This is a genomic window from Serratia sp. A07 (assembly GCF_058725505.1).
This window is the reverse complement of sequence record NZ_JBZXDO010000009.1, coordinates 53,677-69,993: the sequence shown is the minus strand read 5'-3', so window position 1 is coordinate 69,993 and position 16,317 is coordinate 53,677. Positions and strand designations below refer to the sequence as shown.

Sequence of the window (16,317 nt, the reverse complement as noted above, 5' to 3'; positions counted from 1 at the left end):
GTGGAGTGTAAGGGTTTTCTGTTCGATCTTGATGGCACCCTGGTGGATTCATTGCCGGCGGTAGAGCGCGCCTGGACGCACTGGGCCGAGCGCCGCGGTGTCAACCCGCAAGCGGTGCTGGATTTCATTCACGGTAAACAGGCCATTACTTCTCTGCGCCACTTTATGCCGGGCGAAAGCGAAGCGGAAATTCAGCGCGAGTTCCAGCTGCTGGAGCAGGCCGAAGCGCAGGATACCGACGGCGTTCGCGCGCTGCCGGGCGCGATTGCGCTGCTGGAGCGCCTGAACGCGCTCGGTATCCCTTGGGCGATCGTCACCTCCGGTTCGGTGCCGGTGGCCGGCGCTCGCCGCCAGGCCGGCGGTTTGCCGCAGCCGGAGGTGTTCATCACCGCCGAGCAGGTTAAACACGGTAAGCCACAGCCCGACGCCTATCTGCTGGGCGCCGAGCGCCTGGGGCTTGCGCCGCACGAGTGCGTGGTGGTTGAAGACGCGCCGGCCGGCATTCTCTCCGGCCTGGCGGCGGGCTGCCAGGTGATTGCGGTCAACGCGCCGGCGGATGCGCCGAAGCTGGAGCAGGTCGACCTGCGGCTGGATTCGCTGGCGCAGATCGCCGTCGATAAAACGGCGCAGGGCGCGATCGTTCGCCGGCTGGCCTGAGCGGCATTATCTTCACCCTAATTGATTAGACCCCGCTTCGGCGGGGTTTTTTTATGCTATTTTTAGACCCTTGGACATTTGCCGGATGAGGCCGTTTTGAACAGCGAATTACTGTGGGTGCTGAGTTTACTGCTGATTGCCATCGTGCTGTTTACCACCAACAAGCTGCGCATGGACGTGGTGGCCCTGTTGGTGATAATCGCCTTCGTGCTGAGCGGCACGCTCAGCCTGCAGGAGGCGACGGTCGGTTTCAGCGATCCCAACGTGATTTTGATCGCGGCGCTGTTCGTGATCGGCGAAGGGCTGGTGCGCACCGGCGTGGCCTATCAGGTGGGGGACTGGCTGGTGAAAGTGGCCGGCAGCAGCGAAACCAAAATGTTGATGCTGCTGATGGTGACGGTCGCCGGGCTGGGGGCGTTCATGAGCTCGACCGGCGTGGTGGCGATCTTTATCCCGGTGGTGCTCAGCGTGACGGCCAGAATGAAGATCGCGCCGGGGCGGCTGATGATGCCGCTCAGCTTCGCCGGGCTTATCAGCGGCATGATGACGCTGGTGGCCACGCCGCCCAACATGGTGGTCAACAGCGAGCTGGTGCGAGAAGGCATCCATGGTTTCGGTTTCTTCAGCGTGACGCCCATTGGCCTGGTGGTGCTGGCGCTGGGCGTCGGTTACATGCTGATCGCCCGGCGTTGGCTGGGCAGCGGTGAAACGGGCAAAGCCGGCGATGACTGGCAGCGCCGTACCTTCCGCGATTTGATCCGCGACTACAAGCTGACCGGTCGCGCGCGGCGGCTGGCTGTCCGCAGCGCTTCGCCGCTGATCGGGCGTTCGCTGGATGAACTGCACCTGCGTGCGCGTTATGGCGCCAACGTGGTGGGTATCGAGCGCTGGAAACGCTTCCGGCGGGTGATGGTCAGCGCCTCTGGCAGCACCGAGCTGCGCGAGGGCGACGTTCTTTTGATCGACATGTCGGACAGCCAGGTCGATCTGCGCGAATTCTGCGGCGAGCAGCGGCTGGAGCCGATGGTGCTGCGCGGCGATTACTTCTCTGAACAGTCGCGCAACGTCGGCATGGCGGAAGTGTCGCTGATCCCGGACTCGGCGCTGCTGGGCAAAAGCCTGCGCGAAGCGGCGTTCCGCAGCCGCTACGATCTCAACGTGGTGGGCATCCGCCGCCACGGCGAGACGCTGGGCGGCAAGCTGGTGGACGAGCCGCTGGAGCTGGGCGACATTTTGCTGGTGATCGGTGACTGGAAGGCGATCCGTCAGCTGCAGGCCAAAACCCACGACTTTATCGTGCTCAACCTGCCGGCTGAGGTGGACGAAGTGGCGCCGGCGATCACGCAGGCGCCGCACGCGCTGTTTTGCCTGGCGTTGATGGTGGCAATGATGTTGACCGACGAAATCCCCAATCCGATCGCGGCGCTGATCGCTTGCCTGCTGATGGGTAAGTTCCGCTGTATCGATATGGAAAGCGCCTATAAATCGATCCACTGGCCGAGCATTATTTTGATCGTCGGGATGATGCCGTTTGCGCAGGCGCTGCAAAAGACCGGCGGGGTGGATCTGATCGTCAGCGGGCTGATGGACGTCGCCGGCGGCGCGGGGCCGCGCGTGATGCTGCTGTGCCTGTTCGTCTTGTGCGCCACCATCGGCCTGTTTATTTCCAACACCGCGACGGCGGTGCTGATGGCGCCGATCGCCATCGCCGCCGCGCGCGAAATGGGCGTCTCGCCATACCCATTTGCGATGATTATCGCCATCGCCGCGTCCGCCGCCTTTATGACGCCGGTCTCTTCACCGGTCAACACGTTGGTGCTGGGGCCGGGCAATTACAAGTTCGGCGATTTCGTGCGTCTCGGCGTGCCGTTCACTCTGCTGGTGATGGTGGTCAGCGTGATTGTGGTGCCGTGGCTCTACGGCTTTTAACGGCGCAGCGAGGCTGCGCCGGCGGGGTTACAGCGAACTGTCGAGGCTGATTTCGTCCAATGACAGGCTGAAGCTGGGAATGAACACGTCCATGAAGTAGTCCATTTCCGGGCTGCGGCGCTGTTCCAGGGTTTTATCCAGCCGCGCCTTGGCCAGGGTGAATTCGTTGTTGCCGGCAGAGAGTTCCTCCAGGCATTTCAGGTAGGCGCACAGCGCGTCTGCCTGCTTCACTACCTGCTTTTCATCTTCGCTGTAGTAGTGCTCATCGAGAATGGTGCGGAAATCGTTGCGCAGCTCCGCGGGGATCATGTCCAGCAGCTTTTGCTGGGCGATCTTTTCGATCTTCTTGTATTCATGGGCGATCTGCGGATTGTAGTACTTGATCGGCGTCGGCATGTCGCCGGTGATCACTTCGCTGGCGTCGTGGTACATCGCCAGCAGCGCAACGCGGTCGGCGTTGAGGTTGCCGTTGAATTTGCGGTTCTTGATCACCGCCAACGCGTGGGCGACAAAGGCCACCTGCAGACTGTGTTCGGAGACGTTCTCGGTACGCACGTTGCGCATCAGCGGCCAGCGGTTAATCAGTTTCAGACGGGACAGATGGGCGAAGAAATGGCTCTGGCTCATGGTGCTCTCTTTAACGGCAAGTGAGGGCCCCATTGTGAAGCAGTGACGGCGAATTTTGCAACCGGGCAATGAGAGAAGGGCGCAGCAAGGCGCTGCGCCCCAGGCGATTACTGGTGGTAACCTTCCAGGAAGCGGCCCAGCTTGCCGACCGCCATTTCCAGTTCATCTACGCGCGGCAGGGTGACGATACGCACGTGATCCGGGTAAGGCCAGTTGAACGCGGTGCCCTGCACCAGCAGCACTTTTTCCTGCAGCAGCAGATCAAGCACCAGCTTCTGGTCGTCGTGGATGTTGAAGCGCTTGGCGTCGATGCGCGGGAACATATACAGCGCGCCCTGTGGCTTCACGCAAGAGACGCCCGGGATGTCGTTGAGCAGTTCCCAGGTGCGATTGCGTTGTTCGTACAGGCGGCCGCCAGGCTGAATGAATTCGCTGATGCTCTGATAACCGCCCAGCGCGGTTTGAATGGCGTGTTGCATCGGCACGTTGGCGCACAGGCGCATCGAAGCCAGCATCTCCAGCCCTTCGATATAGCCTTTGGCGTGCTTCTTCGGCCCGTTCAGCACCATCCAGCCCTGGCGGAAGCCCGCCACGCGGTAGGTTTTCGACAGGCCGTTGAAGGTCACGGTCAGCAGATCCGGCGCCAGCGCGGCGATCGAATGGTGCTCGGCTTCGTCATACAGGATCTTGTCGTAGATCTCGTCGGCGAAGATGATCAGGTTGTGTTGACGGGCGATCTCGACGATCTGTTCCAGCAGCGCTTTGCTGTAAACCGCGCCGGTCGGGTTGTTCGGGTTAATGATCACGATGCCGCGGGTGCGCGGGGTGATCTTGCTGATGATGTCGTCCAGATCCGGGAACCAGCCGGCCTGCTCATCGCACAGGTAGTGCACGGCCTTGCCGCCGGACAGCGATACCGCGGCGGTCCACAGCGGGTAGTCCGGCGCCGGCACCAGCATTTCGTCGCCGCTGTTGAGCAGCGCCTGCATGGATTGGACGATCAGCTCCGAGACGCCGTTGCCAATGTAGATATCCTCAACGGTCACGTCACGCATGTTGCGCGCCTGGTAGTGCTGCATGATCGCTTTACGTGCCGAGAAGAGGCCTTTGGAATCGGAGTAGCCTTGCGCCGTGGGCAGATTGCGGATCACGTCGACCAGGATTTCGTCCGGGGCGTCGAAACCGAACGGGGCAGGGTTGCCGATGTTCAGTTTCAGGACTTTGTTGCCTTCTTCTTCAAGACGTTTAGCTTCTTTAAGCACCGGGCCGCGAATGTCATAGCAGACGTTGTCCAGTTTGCTGGATTTCTCAATGGGGGACATAAAAAGTTGAGCCTTTTGCTGGGATAGGGGCGCTCCTACCGTGGGACGCCGCAACCCGCCCAATGTACTCCTGGCGTAGTTGCTTTTGAAGGGTTTTGCACGCCTTTGGTGCAAATGCATGTCGTAACGGGGGATTTTAGTTATGATAAGCAAAGGTAAAGTTATTTTGTGGTTCATAATTTCATGAACTATAATTTTACTAGGGTTTTGTTCTGTAAAATCCCGCCTCGATAAACGCGACGTGCCGGCGAGCGCGGCCGGCAGCAGTAAACTGATAAGCCGAAAGGGAGAATAGGCTTCAATAAACTGTAAAGGAACGATAATACCGGAGTTGTCTGATAGCGGGGTGTCAGTTAGCGCACCACACTAAGAAAAATGACATATTTACATTAGCTTTACTTTATATTTTACCTTAAGCATTGTTTATGTGGTTATAGGATTATTATTTAAAGCAAAAATCTTACTGATTGAATTTATTAAATTCATTGAGTGGTAACACGAAGTCGGTAGCGTTAATTATTTATCTTTTTTGCTCTGTAATGCAGTCTGAACGCCGGTTGATAAGGGTTCTCAGTAGCACGAATGGAGTGGAAATTAGGCAGTATGAATGAGTAAAATCTCAGGTTCGGTGGGGGGTTTTCCCTTTTCACCGGTATTCAGTCCCCCGCGTTCTATAAGCACCATCGATAGATCGCATTTTAAAAAGCGATAGAGGTAACGAATCATAAGTAATTTTTTTGCCCTCCACTTATGAGTGGGGTACTGTCATAACAGGCTCCGTCCTTTTCAACGGCGTCTGAGAAACACACCAGGGTAGTAGTTCGTAAATTAGAATTTAAAAAAGTGAAGAATACACTATGACAACTGCAAATCGTCCGATACTTAATCTCGACCTCGATCTGCTAAGAACCTTTGTTGCGGTTGCTGATTTGAATACCTTTGCGGCGGCGGCGGTTGCCGTATGCCGTACTCAATCAGCCGTCAGTCAACAAATGCAGCGATTAGAGCAACTGGTCGGCAAAGAACTGTTTGCCCGCCATGGGCGTAACAAACTCCTGACTGAGCATGGTATTCAGCTTCTCGGTTATGCCAGGAAGATCCTGCGCTTTAACGACGAAGCCTGTACCTCGCTGATGTACAACAATATTAAAGGTGTTCTGACCATCGGCGCTTCCGACGACACCGCCGATACCATTCTGCCTTTCCTGTTGAACCGCGTGACCGCCATCTATCCGAAGCTGGCCATTGACGTGCGCGTAAAGCGCAGCACGACGATGGTCGATCTGCTGGAAGAGGGCGAGATCGATCTGGCGGTGACCACGGCCGATCCGGCCGGACATCCGCATATCGTGCTGCGCACATCGCCGACGCTGTGGTACTGCGCCGCCGATTACCACTATCAGGCGGGCGAACCGATCCCGTTGGTGGTGATGGATGAGCCAAGCCCGTTCCGCGCGCTGGCGATCAAGCAGCTGGACGAAGCCGGTATCCCTTGGCGAATCGCCTACGTCGCCTCCACGCTGTCCGCAGTGCGGGCGGCCTGTAAGGCCGGCCTGGGCGTGACCGCGCGGCCGATCGAGATGATGAGCCCCGATCTGCGGGTGCTGGGGGCGGTGGAAGGTTTGCCGCCGCTGCCGGATACCCAGTATGCGCTGTGCAAAAACGCGCAGTGCAGCAATGAGTTGGCGATGGCCATCTTCAGCGCAATGCAGGGCGGTAATGACGGTTATGGCTTCAACGGCGCGGAAGCCGGTCTCCAGGGCGATCAGGATGACGCCAGCCTGGTGGACGAAGAAGAATAACGCCGCGGCGTTAGATCTGATGAAAACCTCTGCTTCGGCGGAGGTTTTTTTTGCCCTTTTTTTGGCGATTTTTACTGTTATAGGGATTTAATGACGATTTTGTTATGAGTTGGCTGTTTTATTAACTTTTAAGCGTTACTGAAAAGAGAGTTTGGCCGGGTTTAAGACGCTGAGTTTGTTTTTTGAGCAATAAGATTGAATGGGTTAAAGGCATGGTAATAGCAGGGTTATTTTGTTAGCTTATAGCGGCCGTTTTTGCGGCTTAATTTGAGGAAAATTGTTAAAGGGCCACACTTTTTTTGAGGATTTATGCTGAAAACGTGTCCTGGATCAAAAAAATACCCCTAGGTAGTGAGTGGAAGAACAGGGAATTCCTGAGACAATGGTATAGTAAAACTGAAATGTGCACGTTGGTTTATATCTATCTGTTTCTACACAAAAATTAACTGACACGATTTAGCCAGCCCCTGGCGCATCAAATGTTAATCAAATGATACGTATGTAAACTAGTGTGTAGATACTTTTGTCAAAGTTGACAAAAGGTTATAGAAAGGAGTAAAAAGCCCACAGAAAAACGCTGCCTAACTCGCTGTAAAAGCAGTTTGTTTGTGTGGTTATTTATCCTTCCCTTAAATCGATGTGGCGCACTAACTGCCGGTGACAAGAGCAGCGCGATCGACGCCACTTTTGATGAGTAAGCATAGAGTATGTCAACAACCACTGAAGTTATCGCTCATCACTGGGCGCTCGCCGTATTTCTCGTCGTGGCTATCGGGCTTTGCGGCTTAATGCTGCTGGGTGCGTTCTTCTTGGGCGGGAGAGCCCGGGCGCGCGCCAAACACATCCCGTTTGAATCAGGCATCGACTCGGTCGGTACGGCGCGCATGCGCTTGTCCGCCAAGTTCTACCTGGTGGCCATGTTCTTCGTTATTTTCGACGTTGAAGCCTTATACCTGTATGCCTGGTCGGTCTCGGTTCGCGAGAGCGGTTGGGTAGGCTTTATCGAAGCCGCCATTTTCATTTTGGTGCTATTGGCCGGTCTGGTTTATCTGGTGCGCATCGGCGCGTTGGATTGGACTCCGGCGCGTTCCCAACGCCGCAGCAAACCGAGCACGATCACTAACACCAACAGTCATCCGCAGTAACAGCGAGGCATTAAGATGGACTATACGCTCACCCGCATAGACCCGAACGGTGAGAACGACCGTTATCCCCTGCAAAAACAGGAGATCGTCGCCGATCCCCTGGAACAACAGGTCCACCGCACGGTTTACATGGGTAAACTCGAACATGCGCTGCATGACATGGTGAACTGGGGGCGTAAAAACTCTATTTGGCCGTATAACTTCGGCCTTTCGTGCTGTTACGTGGAGATGGTGACGTCGTTTACCGCCGTTCACGACGTGGCGCGTTTCGGTGCGGAAGTACTGCGCGCCTCCCCGCGTCAGGCTGACCTGATGGTGGTGGCCGGTACCTGTTTCACCAAGATGGCCCCGGTCATCCAACGCCTGTACGAGCAGATGCTGGAGCCTAAGTGGGTGATCTCGATGGGCGCCTGCGCCAACTCCGGCGGCATGTACGACATCTATTCCGTGGTGCAGGGCGTGGACAAGTTCCTGCCGGTCGACGTGTACATTCCCGGCTGCCCGCCGCGTCCGGAAGCCTACATGCAAGCGCTGATGCTGCTGCAGGAATCCATCGGCAAAGAACGTCGCCCGCTGTCGTGGGTTGTCGGCGATCAGGGCGTTTACCGCGCCAATATGCAGTCTGAAAGAGAGCGTAAACACGGCGAGCGCATCGCGGTGACCAACCTCCGGACGCCTGACGAGATTTAAGACGTTCATTTAACGTCCATCTTAGTGCGCTATTGGTTAACACAGCGAAAAGTGAAACTTGCGGCGAATAATCCTTTAGTGTGGTGAAAAAAAATTATGACAGATTTGACGACGCACGACGCCTTGCCTGCCTGGCAGACCCGAGATCACCTTGACGACCCGGTGATCGGCGAACTGCGCAACCGTTTTGGGCCGGAAGCCTTTACTGTTCAGGCCACCCGTACCGGCATGCCCGTGGTATGGGTTAAACCTGACCAGTTGCTGGAAGTAATGACGTTCCTGAGAAAACAGCCGAAGCCGTATGTCATGCTGTTCGATCTGCATGGCGTGGACGAACGTCTTCGCACCCACCGCGACGGCCTGCCCGCTGCGGATTTCTCCGTTTTCTACCATCTGATTTCCATCGAACGCAACCGCGACATCATGCTGAAGGTGGCGCTGTCTGAAAAAGACCTGCACGTGCCGACGGCGACCAAGGTGTTCCCGAACGCCAACTGGTACGAGCGCGAAACCTGGGAAATGTTCGGCATCACCTTCGACGGCCACCCGCACCTGTCGCGCATCATGATGCCGCAGACCTGGGAAGGGCACCCGCTGCGCAAGGACTACCCGGCGCGCGCCACCGAATTCGATCCTTTCGTGCTGACCAAGCAGAAAGAAGATCTGGAGATGGAAGCGCTGACCTTCAAGCCGGAAGACTGGGGCATGAAGCGCGGCACCGAGAACGAAGACTTCATGTTCCTCAACCTCGGCCCGAACCACCCGTCTGCGCACGGTGCGTTCCGCATCATTCTGCAGCTGGACGGCGAAGAGATCGTCGACTGCGTGCCGGATATCGGCTATCACCACCGCGGCGCCGAGAAGATGGGCGAGCGTCAATCTTGGCACAGCTACATTCCGTACACCGACCGTATCGAGTACCTCGGCGGCTGCGTGAACGAAATGCCTTATGTGCTGGCGGTCGAGAAGCTGGCCGGCATCAAGGTGCCTGAGCGCGTCGACACCATCCGCGTGATGCTGTCCGAGCTGTTCCGCATCAACAGCCACCTGCTGTACATCTCCACCTTCATTCAGGACGTCGGCGCGATGACCCCGGTGTTCTTCGCCTTTACCGACCGTCAGAAAATCTACGATCTGGTGGAAGCGATCACCGGTTTCCGTATGCACCCGGCCTGGTTCCGCATCGGCGGCGTCGCGCACGATCTGCCGCGCGGCTGGGATCGCCTGCTGCGTGAATTCCTCGACTGGATGCCGAAGCGTCTGGACTCCTACGTGAAAGCGGCGCTGAAGAACAGCATCCTGAAAGGCCGTTCCATCGGCGTAGCGTCTTACAACGCCAAAGAAGCGCTGGAGTGGGGCGTGACCGGCGCCGGCCTGCGTGCCACCGGCGTCGAGTTCGACGTGCGTAAATGGCGTCCGTACTCCGGCTACGAGAACTTCGACTTCGAAGTGCCGGTCGGCGACGGCACCAGCGACTGCTACACCCGCGTGATGCTGAAGGTGGAAGAGCTGCGCCAGAGCCTGCGCATTCTCGAACAGTGCCTGAACAACATGCCGGAAGGCCCGTTCAAGGCCGATCACCCGCTGACCACGCCGCCGCCGAAAGAGCGCACGCTGCAGCATATTGAAACGCTGATCACCCACTTCCTGCAGGTTTCCTGGGGCCCGGTGATGCCAGCCAACGAATCATTCCAGATGATTGAAGCCACCAAAGGGATCAACAGCTACTACCTGACCAGCGACGGCAGCACCATGAGCTACCGCACCCGGGTACGTACGCCGAGCTTTGCGCACCTGCAGCAGATCCCATCGGTCATCCGTGGCAGCCTGGTTTCCGACCTGATCGTCTATCTGGGTAGTATCGATTTTGTAATGTCAGATGTGGACCGCTAACTATGCATGATCAAAAAGACAATCACGCAGTCAATGATGCGCTCGAGCCCATCAACGCAGCCGCTCCTCAGAGCGGCGTTGATGCATTTGTACTGAGCGCGGAAGAACGTGATGCGATCGAGCACGAAAAGCACCATTACGAGGATCCGCGCGCCGCTTCCATCGAAGCACTGAAAATTGTGCAGAAGCAGCGCGGCTGGGTTCCGGACGGTGCGATTTACGCCATCGCGGAAGTGCTGGGCATCCCCGCCAGCGACGTAGAAGGCGTGGCCACGTTCTACAGCCAGATTTTCCGTCAGCCAGTAGGACGTCACGTGATCCGTTATTGTGACAGCGTTGTCTGTCACATCACCGGTTACCAGGGCATTCAGGCCGCTATCGAGAAGAAGCTGAACATCAAGCCGGGTCAAACCACCTTTGATGGCCGCTTCACGCTGTTGCCGACCTGCTGTCTGGGCAACTGCGATAAAGGGCCGACCATGATGATTGATGACGACACTCACAGTCAGCTGAAGCCTGAAGATATCGAGACGCTACTGGAGCAGTATCAATGACCAAGCACATTGTACGCACTCCCGAAACGCATCCGCTGACCTGGCGTCTGCGCGATGACAAGCAGCCGCTGTGGCTGGACGAGTACCGCAGCAAAAACGGCTATGCCGGCGCAGAAAAGGCCCTCAAAGGCCTGGCCCCGGACGAGATCGTCGGCCTGGTGAAAGACTCCGGGCTGAAGGGCCGCGGCGGCGCGGGCTTCTCCACCGGTTTGAAGTGGAGCCTGATGCCGAAGGACGAATCCATGAACATCCGTTACCTGCTGTGTAACGCCGATGAAATGGAGCCGGGCACTTATAAAGACCGCCTGCTGATGGAGCAGCTGCCGCATCTGCTGGTGGAAGGCATGTTGATCTCCGCGTTCGCGCTGAAAGCCTACCGTGGGTACATCTTCCTGCGCGGTGAGTACATCGAAGCGGCGGCGCACCTGCGTCGCGCCATCGCGGAAGCCACCGAAGCCGGCTATCTGGGCAAGAACATTCTCGGCACCGGGTTCGATTTCGAGCTGATCGTGCACACCGGCGCCGGCCGTTACATCTGCGGCGAAGAAACCGCGCTGATCAACTCGCTGGAAGGCCGCCGCGCCAACCCGCGTTCCAAGCCGCCATTCCCGGCCAGCGCCGGCGTATGGGGCAAGCCGACCTGCGTCAACAACGTCGAAACGCTGTGCAACGTGCCGGCCATTTTGGCGAACGGCGTGGAGTGGTACACCGGCATCTCCGGCAGTGAAGACAAAGGCACCAAGCTGATGGGCTTCTCCGGCCGGGTGAAAAATCCGGGCGTCTGGGAGTTGCCGTTCGGCACCACCGCGCGCGAGATCCTGGAAGACTACGCCGGCGGCATGCGCGACGGTCTGCGCTTCAAAGCCTGGCAGCCGGGCGGTGCGGGGACCGACTTCCTGACCGCCGATCACCTCGATCTGCCGATGGAATACGGCGCGATCGGCAAAGCCGGCAGCCGTCTCGGCACCGCGCTGGCGATGGCGGTAGACCACGAGATCGGCATGGTGCCGCTGGTGCGTAACCTGGAAGAGTTCTTCGCCCGCGAGTCCTGCGGCTGGTGTACGCCATGCCGCGACGGCCTGCCGTGGAGCGTGAAGATCCTGCGTGCGTTGGAAAACGGCGAAGGGCAGCCGGGGGATATCGAAACCCTCGAACAGCTGTGCCGTTCCCTCGGCCCGGGCAAAACCTTCTGCGCCCACGCGCCAGGTGCCGTAGAGCCACTGCAAAGCGCGATTAAATATTTCCGTGAAGAGTTCGAGGCGGGCATCGCCGTGCAGCACTTCGGCAACGCCCATGCGATTGGCGGCATTCAGCCGAACAATCTGCTGAAGCAGCGCTGGTAAGCCGACTCGCCCGAACACGGCCAGAATTTTTGATTAACGCCTGCCGCAAGGCAGGCCACTTGGAAGCATGCTGACTATGGCTACGATTCATGTAGACGGCAAAGAGTATGAGGTAGACGGAGCGGACAACCTGCTGCAGGCTTGTCTTTCCCTCGGCCTTGATATTCCTTACTTTTGCTGGCATCCGGCGCTGGGAAGCGTCGGCGCTTGCCGCCAATGTGCGGTAAAGCAATACCAAAACGCGGAAGATACGCGCGGCCGTTTGGTGATGTCCTGTATGACCCCGGCATCCGACGGCACCTTCATCTCCATCGATGACGGCGAAGCGAAGCAGTTCCGTGAAAGCGTGGTCGAGTGGTTGATGACCAACCACCCGCACGATTGCCCGGTCTGTGAAGAAGGCGGTAACTGTCACCTGCAGGATATGACGGTAATGACCGGCCACAGCTTCCGCCGCTACCGCTTCACCAAGCGCACCCACAACAACCAGGAGCTGGGGCCGTTTATCTCGCATGAGATGAACCGCTGCATCGCCTGCTACCGCTGCGTGCGTTACTACAAAGACTATGCGGACGGCACCGACTTCGGCGTGTACGGCGCGCACGACAACGTCTACTTCGGTCGCCCGGAAAGCGGCACGCTGGAAAGCGAGTTCTCCGGCAACCTGGTGGAAGTGTGCCCGACCGGCGTATTCACCGACAAAACGCACTCCGAACGCTACAACCGTAAATGGGACATGCAGTTCGCGCCGAGCATTTGCCAGCAGTGCAGCATCGGCTGTAACACCAGCCCGGGCGAACGCTATGGCGAGCTGCGCCGTATCGAAAACCGTTACAACGGCAGCGTGAACCACTACTTCCTGTGCGACCGCGGCCGTTTCGGTTACGGCTACGTCAACCAGAAAGATCGTCCGCGTCAACCGCAGCAGCTGCGCGGCGATGACTGGATCACCCTGAACGCCGAGCAGGCGATGCAGGGCGCGGCGGACATCCTGCGTCAGGCGAAGAAAACCATCGGCATCGGCTCCCCGCGCGCCAGCCTGGAAAGCAACTTCGCGCTGCGCGAGCTGGTCGGCGCCGAGAACTACTACACCGGTATCGCTCAGGCGGAGCAATCACGCCTGGCGCTGATGCTGAACGTGCTGAAAAACGGCGGCGTCCATACGCCGGCGCTGCGTGAGATCGAAGATTACGACGCGGTGCTGGTGCTGGGCGAAGACCTGACGCAAACCGGTGCGCGTATCGCGCTGTCCGTGCGCCAGGCCGTCAAGGGGAAAGCCCGCGCGATGGCGGCGGCGCAACGCGTGGCCGACTGGCAGATCGCGGCGGTGCAGAACATCGGTCAGCACGCCAAGTACCCGCTGTTCACCACCAACGTCGACAACACCCGTCTGGACGACATCGCCGCCTGGAATTACCGCGCGCCGGTGGACGAACAGGCGCGCTTCGGCTTCGCCATCGCTCACGCGCTGGACAGCGCGGCGCCGGCGGTGAACGATCTGGCTGAAGGCCTGAACAAGAAAGTCGATATCATCGTGCAGGCGCTGACCGGCGCACGCAAACCGCTGATCGTGACCGGCAGCAACGCTGGCAGCGAAGCCATCATCGAAGCGGCGGCCAACATCGCCAAAGCGTTGAAGGGCCGCGGTTCCGATGTCGGCATCACCTTCGTGGCGGGCGCAGCCAACAGCATGGGCCTGGCGATGATCGGCGGCGGTTCGCTCGATCAGGCGCTGGAACAGCTGGCGAGCGGCGCAGCAGACACCGCCATCGTGATGGAAAACGATCTCTATCGTCATGCGCCGGCGGCGCAGGTGGATGCGGCGTTGGCCAAGGTCAACAACCTGATCGTCGCCGACCACCAGCGCACTGCGATCATGGACAAAGCCAACCTGATCCTCTCCTCGGCCAGCTTCGCCGAGAGCGACGGTACGCTGATCAACCAGGAAGGCCGCGCGCAGCGCTTCTTCCAGGTATACGATCCGGCTTACTACGACGACGCCAAGAAGAATCAGTTCACCGTGATGCTGGAAAGCTGGCGCTGGATGCACTCGCTGCACTCCACCTACACCAGCCGCCACGTGGACTGGACCCAGCTCGATGACGTGATCGCCGCTTGCGTTGCCGCGTTGCCGCAGCTGCAGGGCATCGTCGACGCTGCGCCGGACGCGACTTTCCGCATTCGCGGTCAGAAGCTGGCGCGTTCGCCGCACCGCTCCAGCGGCCGTACCGCCATGCGCGCTAACATCAGTGTGCACGAGCCGCGTCAGCCGCAGGATAAAGACACCATGTTCGCCTTCTCGATGGAAGGGAACAACAGCCCGCTGGCCGATCGTCAGCAGATCCCGTTCGCCTGGGCGCCAGGCTGGAACTCACCGCAGGCATGGAACAAGTTCCAGGCCGAAGTGGGCGGCAAACTGCGCCACGGCGATCCGGGCGTGCGTCTGATCGAAGCGGGGGAGGGCAGCCTCGGTTACTTCGATCGCGTGCCTGCCGCGTTCAATCCGGTCGACGGTTGGCGTGTCGCGCCTTACTACCACCTGTTCGGCAGCGACGAAATGTCGCAGCGCTCTCACGTGATCCAGCAGCGCATGCCGGAAGCCTACGTGATGGTCAACCCGGCCGACGCGGCGACGCTTGGCGTCAACGCGGGCAGCCTGGTGGAGTTCAGCTGTGCGGGCCAGACCCTGCGTCTGCCGGTGCGTCTGAGTGAAACCCTGACCCAGGGCCAGGTTGGTTTGCCGCTCGGCTTGCCAGGGATCCCGCCGATCTTGGTGGGTGCTAAGGTAGACAATCTGCGGGAGGCAGCACGATGAGCTGGTTTACCCCTGAGGTGATCGACATTCTGATCGCCATTCTTAAAGCGGTCGTGATCCTGTTGGTGGTCGTGGCGTGCGGGGCATTCATGAGCTTCGGCGAACGCCGTCTGCTCGGCCTGTTCCAGAACCGCTACGGACCGAACCGCGTAGGCTGGGGCGGCTCGCTGCAGCTGGTCGCCGACATGATCAAAATGTTCTTCAAGGAAGACTGGGTACCGAGATTCTCCGACCGGGTGATCTTCACCCTGGCGCCGATGATCGCCTTTACTTCCCTGTTGCTGGCATTTGCCATCGTTCCGGTCAGCCCGACCTGGGCGGTGTCCGATCTCAACATCGGTATTCTGTTCTTCCTGATGATGGCCGGCCTGGCGGTGTACGCCGTGCTGTTCGCCGGATGGTCGAGCAACAACAAATACTCGCTGTTGGGCGCGATGCGCGCCTCCGCGCAAACCCTGAGCTACGAAGTGTTCATCGGCCTGTCGCTGATGGGCGTGGTGATGCAGGCGGATTCGTTCAACATGCAGGCCATCGTTGAATCCCAGGCGCACGTCTGGAACGTCATTCCGCAGTTCTTCGGCTTCGTGACCTTCGCGATCGCCGGCGTGGCGGTGTGCCACCGTCACCCGTTTGACCAGCCGGAAGCCGAGCAGGAACTGGCCGACGGTTACCACATCGAATATTCCGGCATGAAGTTCGGTCTGTTCTTCGTGGGGGAATACATCGGTATCGTCACCGTGTCCGCCCTGATTGTGACGTTGTTCTTCGGCGGCTGGCAGGGTCCGTTCCTGCCGCCATTCATCTGGTTCGCGTTGAAAACGGCCTTCTTCATGATGATGTTCATCCTGATCCGTGCCGCGCTGCCGCGTCCGCGTTATGACCAGGTGATGTCCTTCGGCTGGAAAGTGTGCCTGCCGCTGACGCTGCTGAACCTGCTGGCAACCGCCGCGGTCATTTTGTACAACGCTCAATAAGGGGTGAATAAACCATGACATTGAAAGAGTTAGTGGTTGGTTTCGGCACCCAGGTGCGCAGCATTTGGATGATTGGCATGCATGCCTTCGCCAAGCGCGAAACCCAGATGTATCCGGAAGAACCGGTTTACCTGCCGCCGCGCTACCGTGGCCGCATCGTGCTGACGCGCGATCCGGACGGCGAAGAGCGCTGCGTCGCCTGTAACCTGTGTGCGGTTGCCTGCCCGGTCGGCTGTATCTCGCTGCAAAAAGCAGAACAGAAAGACGGCCGTTGGTATCCGGAGTTCTTCCGCATCAATTTCTCGCGCTGCATTTTCTGTGGCCTGTGCGAAGAGGCTTGCCCGACTACCGCTATCCAGCTGACGCCGGATTTCGAACTGGGTGAGTACAAGCGTCAGGATCTGGTGTACGAAAAAGAAGATCTGTTGATCTCGGGGCCGGGTAAATATCCGGAATATAACTTCTACCGGATGGCCGGTATGGCGATTGACGGCAAAGCCAAAGGCGAAGCCGAAAACGAAGCCAAACCGATCGACGTCAAAGGTCTGTTGCCCTAAGGAGCCAGC

Annotated in this window: 13 protein-coding genes; 11 read left to right on the top strand and 2 right to left on the bottom strand. The window is 58.7% G+C overall.

The features are described from left to right. Both AC4PR2_RS11880 and AC4PR2_RS11875 read left to right on the top strand, forming a co-directional pair. Positions 1-657 carry a sugar phosphatase gene (locus AC4PR2_RS11880; protein ID WP_147840078.1) on the top strand — a complete coding sequence of 219 codons (657 nt, stop codon included), beginning with the start codon at positions 1-3 and terminating at the stop codon, positions 655-657. 78 nt (positions 658-735) lie between these two features. Further along, on the top strand, positions 736-2,586 hold the full coding sequence (locus AC4PR2_RS11875; RefSeq protein ID WP_072265425.1) for an SLC13 family permease: 1,851 nt from the start codon (positions 736-738) through the stop codon (positions 2,584-2,586). Between the two features lie 27 nt (positions 2,587-2,613). Here the strand turns inward: AC4PR2_RS11875 and yfbR are convergent, their stop codons facing one another. Both yfbR and AC4PR2_RS11865 read right to left on the bottom strand, forming a co-directional pair. After that, positions 2,614-3,213: a 5'-deoxynucleotidase gene (yfbR, locus tag AC4PR2_RS11870; RefSeq protein WP_025303666.1), complete on the bottom strand. Its 600-nt coding sequence runs from the start codon at positions 3,211-3,213 to the stop codon at positions 2,614-2,616. A gap of 107 nt (positions 3,214-3,320) precedes the next feature. After that, positions 3,321-4,535 carry a pyridoxal phosphate-dependent aminotransferase gene (locus AC4PR2_RS11865; protein ID WP_004936047.1) on the bottom strand — a complete coding sequence of 405 codons (1,215 nt, stop codon included), beginning with the start codon at positions 4,533-4,535 and terminating at the stop codon, positions 3,321-3,323. Positions 4,536-5,392: 857 nt separating this feature from the next. Here AC4PR2_RS11865 and lrhA point away from each other — a divergent pair. From lrhA to nuoI, 9 genes are all read left to right on the top strand, one after another. Beyond that, complete coding sequence (lrhA, locus tag AC4PR2_RS11860; protein WP_004936045.1) at positions 5,393-6,337, top strand: transcriptional regulator LrhA; 945 nt, start codon at positions 5,393-5,395, stop codon at positions 6,335-6,337. A gap of 707 nt (positions 6,338-7,044) precedes the next feature. Beyond that, entirely contained in the window at positions 7,045-7,482 is a 438-nt protein-coding gene (gene nuoA, locus AC4PR2_RS11855; RefSeq protein WP_443014439.1) for an NADH-quinone oxidoreductase subunit NuoA, read from the top strand. 15 nt (positions 7,483-7,497) lie between these two features. Beyond that, complete coding sequence (locus AC4PR2_RS11850) at positions 7,498-8,172, top strand: NuoB/complex I 20 kDa subunit family protein (protein WP_004936039.1); 675 nt, start codon at positions 7,498-7,500, stop codon at positions 8,170-8,172. A gap of 96 nt (positions 8,173-8,268) precedes the next feature. Then, positions 8,269-10,065, top strand: a complete 1,797-nt coding sequence (nuoC, locus tag AC4PR2_RS11845) for an NADH-quinone oxidoreductase subunit C/D (RefSeq protein ID WP_004936036.1) — start codon at positions 8,269-8,271, stop codon at positions 10,063-10,065. 2 nt (positions 10,066-10,067) lie between these two features. Continuing rightward, complete coding sequence (gene nuoE, locus AC4PR2_RS11840; protein WP_015378580.1) at positions 10,068-10,619, top strand: NADH-quinone oxidoreductase subunit NuoE; 552 nt, start codon at positions 10,068-10,070, stop codon at positions 10,617-10,619. Beyond that, entirely contained in the window at positions 10,616-11,962 is a 1,347-nt protein-coding gene (nuoF, locus tag AC4PR2_RS11835) for an NADH-quinone oxidoreductase subunit NuoF (RefSeq protein WP_015378579.1), read from the top strand. Before nuoE ends, nuoF begins: the two co-directional genes overlap by 4 nt. Positions 11,963-12,038: 76 nt before the next feature. Further along, complete coding sequence (nuoG, locus tag AC4PR2_RS11830) at positions 12,039-14,777, top strand: NADH-quinone oxidoreductase subunit NuoG (protein ID WP_031300541.1); 2,739 nt, start codon at positions 12,039-12,041, stop codon at positions 14,775-14,777. Then, positions 14,774-15,751: an NADH-quinone oxidoreductase subunit NuoH gene (gene nuoH, locus AC4PR2_RS11825; RefSeq protein ID WP_004936022.1), complete on the top strand. Its 978-nt coding sequence runs from the start codon at positions 14,774-14,776 to the stop codon at positions 15,749-15,751. The genes nuoG and nuoH overlap by 4 nt, the downstream gene beginning before the upstream one ends. Before the next feature lie 14 nt (positions 15,752-15,765). Then, positions 15,766-16,308 (top strand): NADH-quinone oxidoreductase subunit NuoI, encoded by a 543-nt coding sequence (gene nuoI / locus AC4PR2_RS11820; protein ID WP_025160170.1) that lies wholly within the window; start codon positions 15,766-15,768, stop codon positions 16,306-16,308. Positions 16,309-16,317 lie beyond the last annotated feature (9 nt).

Coding starts and splice junctions, on each gene's coding strand:
- nuoH (WP_004936022.1), top strand. CDS start 14,774: ATGAGCTGGTTTACCCCTGAGGTGATCGACATTCTGATCGCCATTCTT.
- nuoA (WP_443014439.1), top strand. CDS start 7,045: ATGTCAACAACCACTGAAGTTATCGCTCATCACTGGGCGCTCGCCGTA.
- nuoI (WP_025160170.1), top strand. CDS start 15,766: ATGACATTGAAAGAGTTAGTGGTTGGTTTCGGCACCCAGGTGCGCAGC.
- AC4PR2_RS11850 (WP_004936039.1), top strand. CDS start 7,498: ATGGACTATACGCTCACCCGCATAGACCCGAACGGTGAGAACGACCGT.
- nuoG (WP_031300541.1), top strand. CDS start 12,039: ATGGCTACGATTCATGTAGACGGCAAAGAGTATGAGGTAGACGGAGCG.
- nuoE (WP_015378580.1), top strand. CDS start 10,068: ATGCATGATCAAAAAGACAATCACGCAGTCAATGATGCGCTCGAGCCC.
- nuoC (WP_004936036.1), top strand. CDS start 8,269: ATGACAGATTTGACGACGCACGACGCCTTGCCTGCCTGGCAGACCCGA.
- lrhA (WP_004936045.1), top strand. CDS start 5,393: ATGACAACTGCAAATCGTCCGATACTTAATCTCGACCTCGATCTGCTA.
- nuoF (WP_015378579.1), top strand. CDS start 10,616: ATGACCAAGCACATTGTACGCACTCCCGAAACGCATCCGCTGACCTGG.
- AC4PR2_RS11865 (WP_004936047.1), bottom strand. CDS start 4,535: ATGTCCCCCATTGAGAAATCCAGCAAACTGGACAACGTCTGCTATGAC.
- yfbR (WP_025303666.1), bottom strand. CDS start 3,213: ATGAGCCAGAGCCATTTCTTCGCCCATCTGTCCCGTCTGAAACTGATT.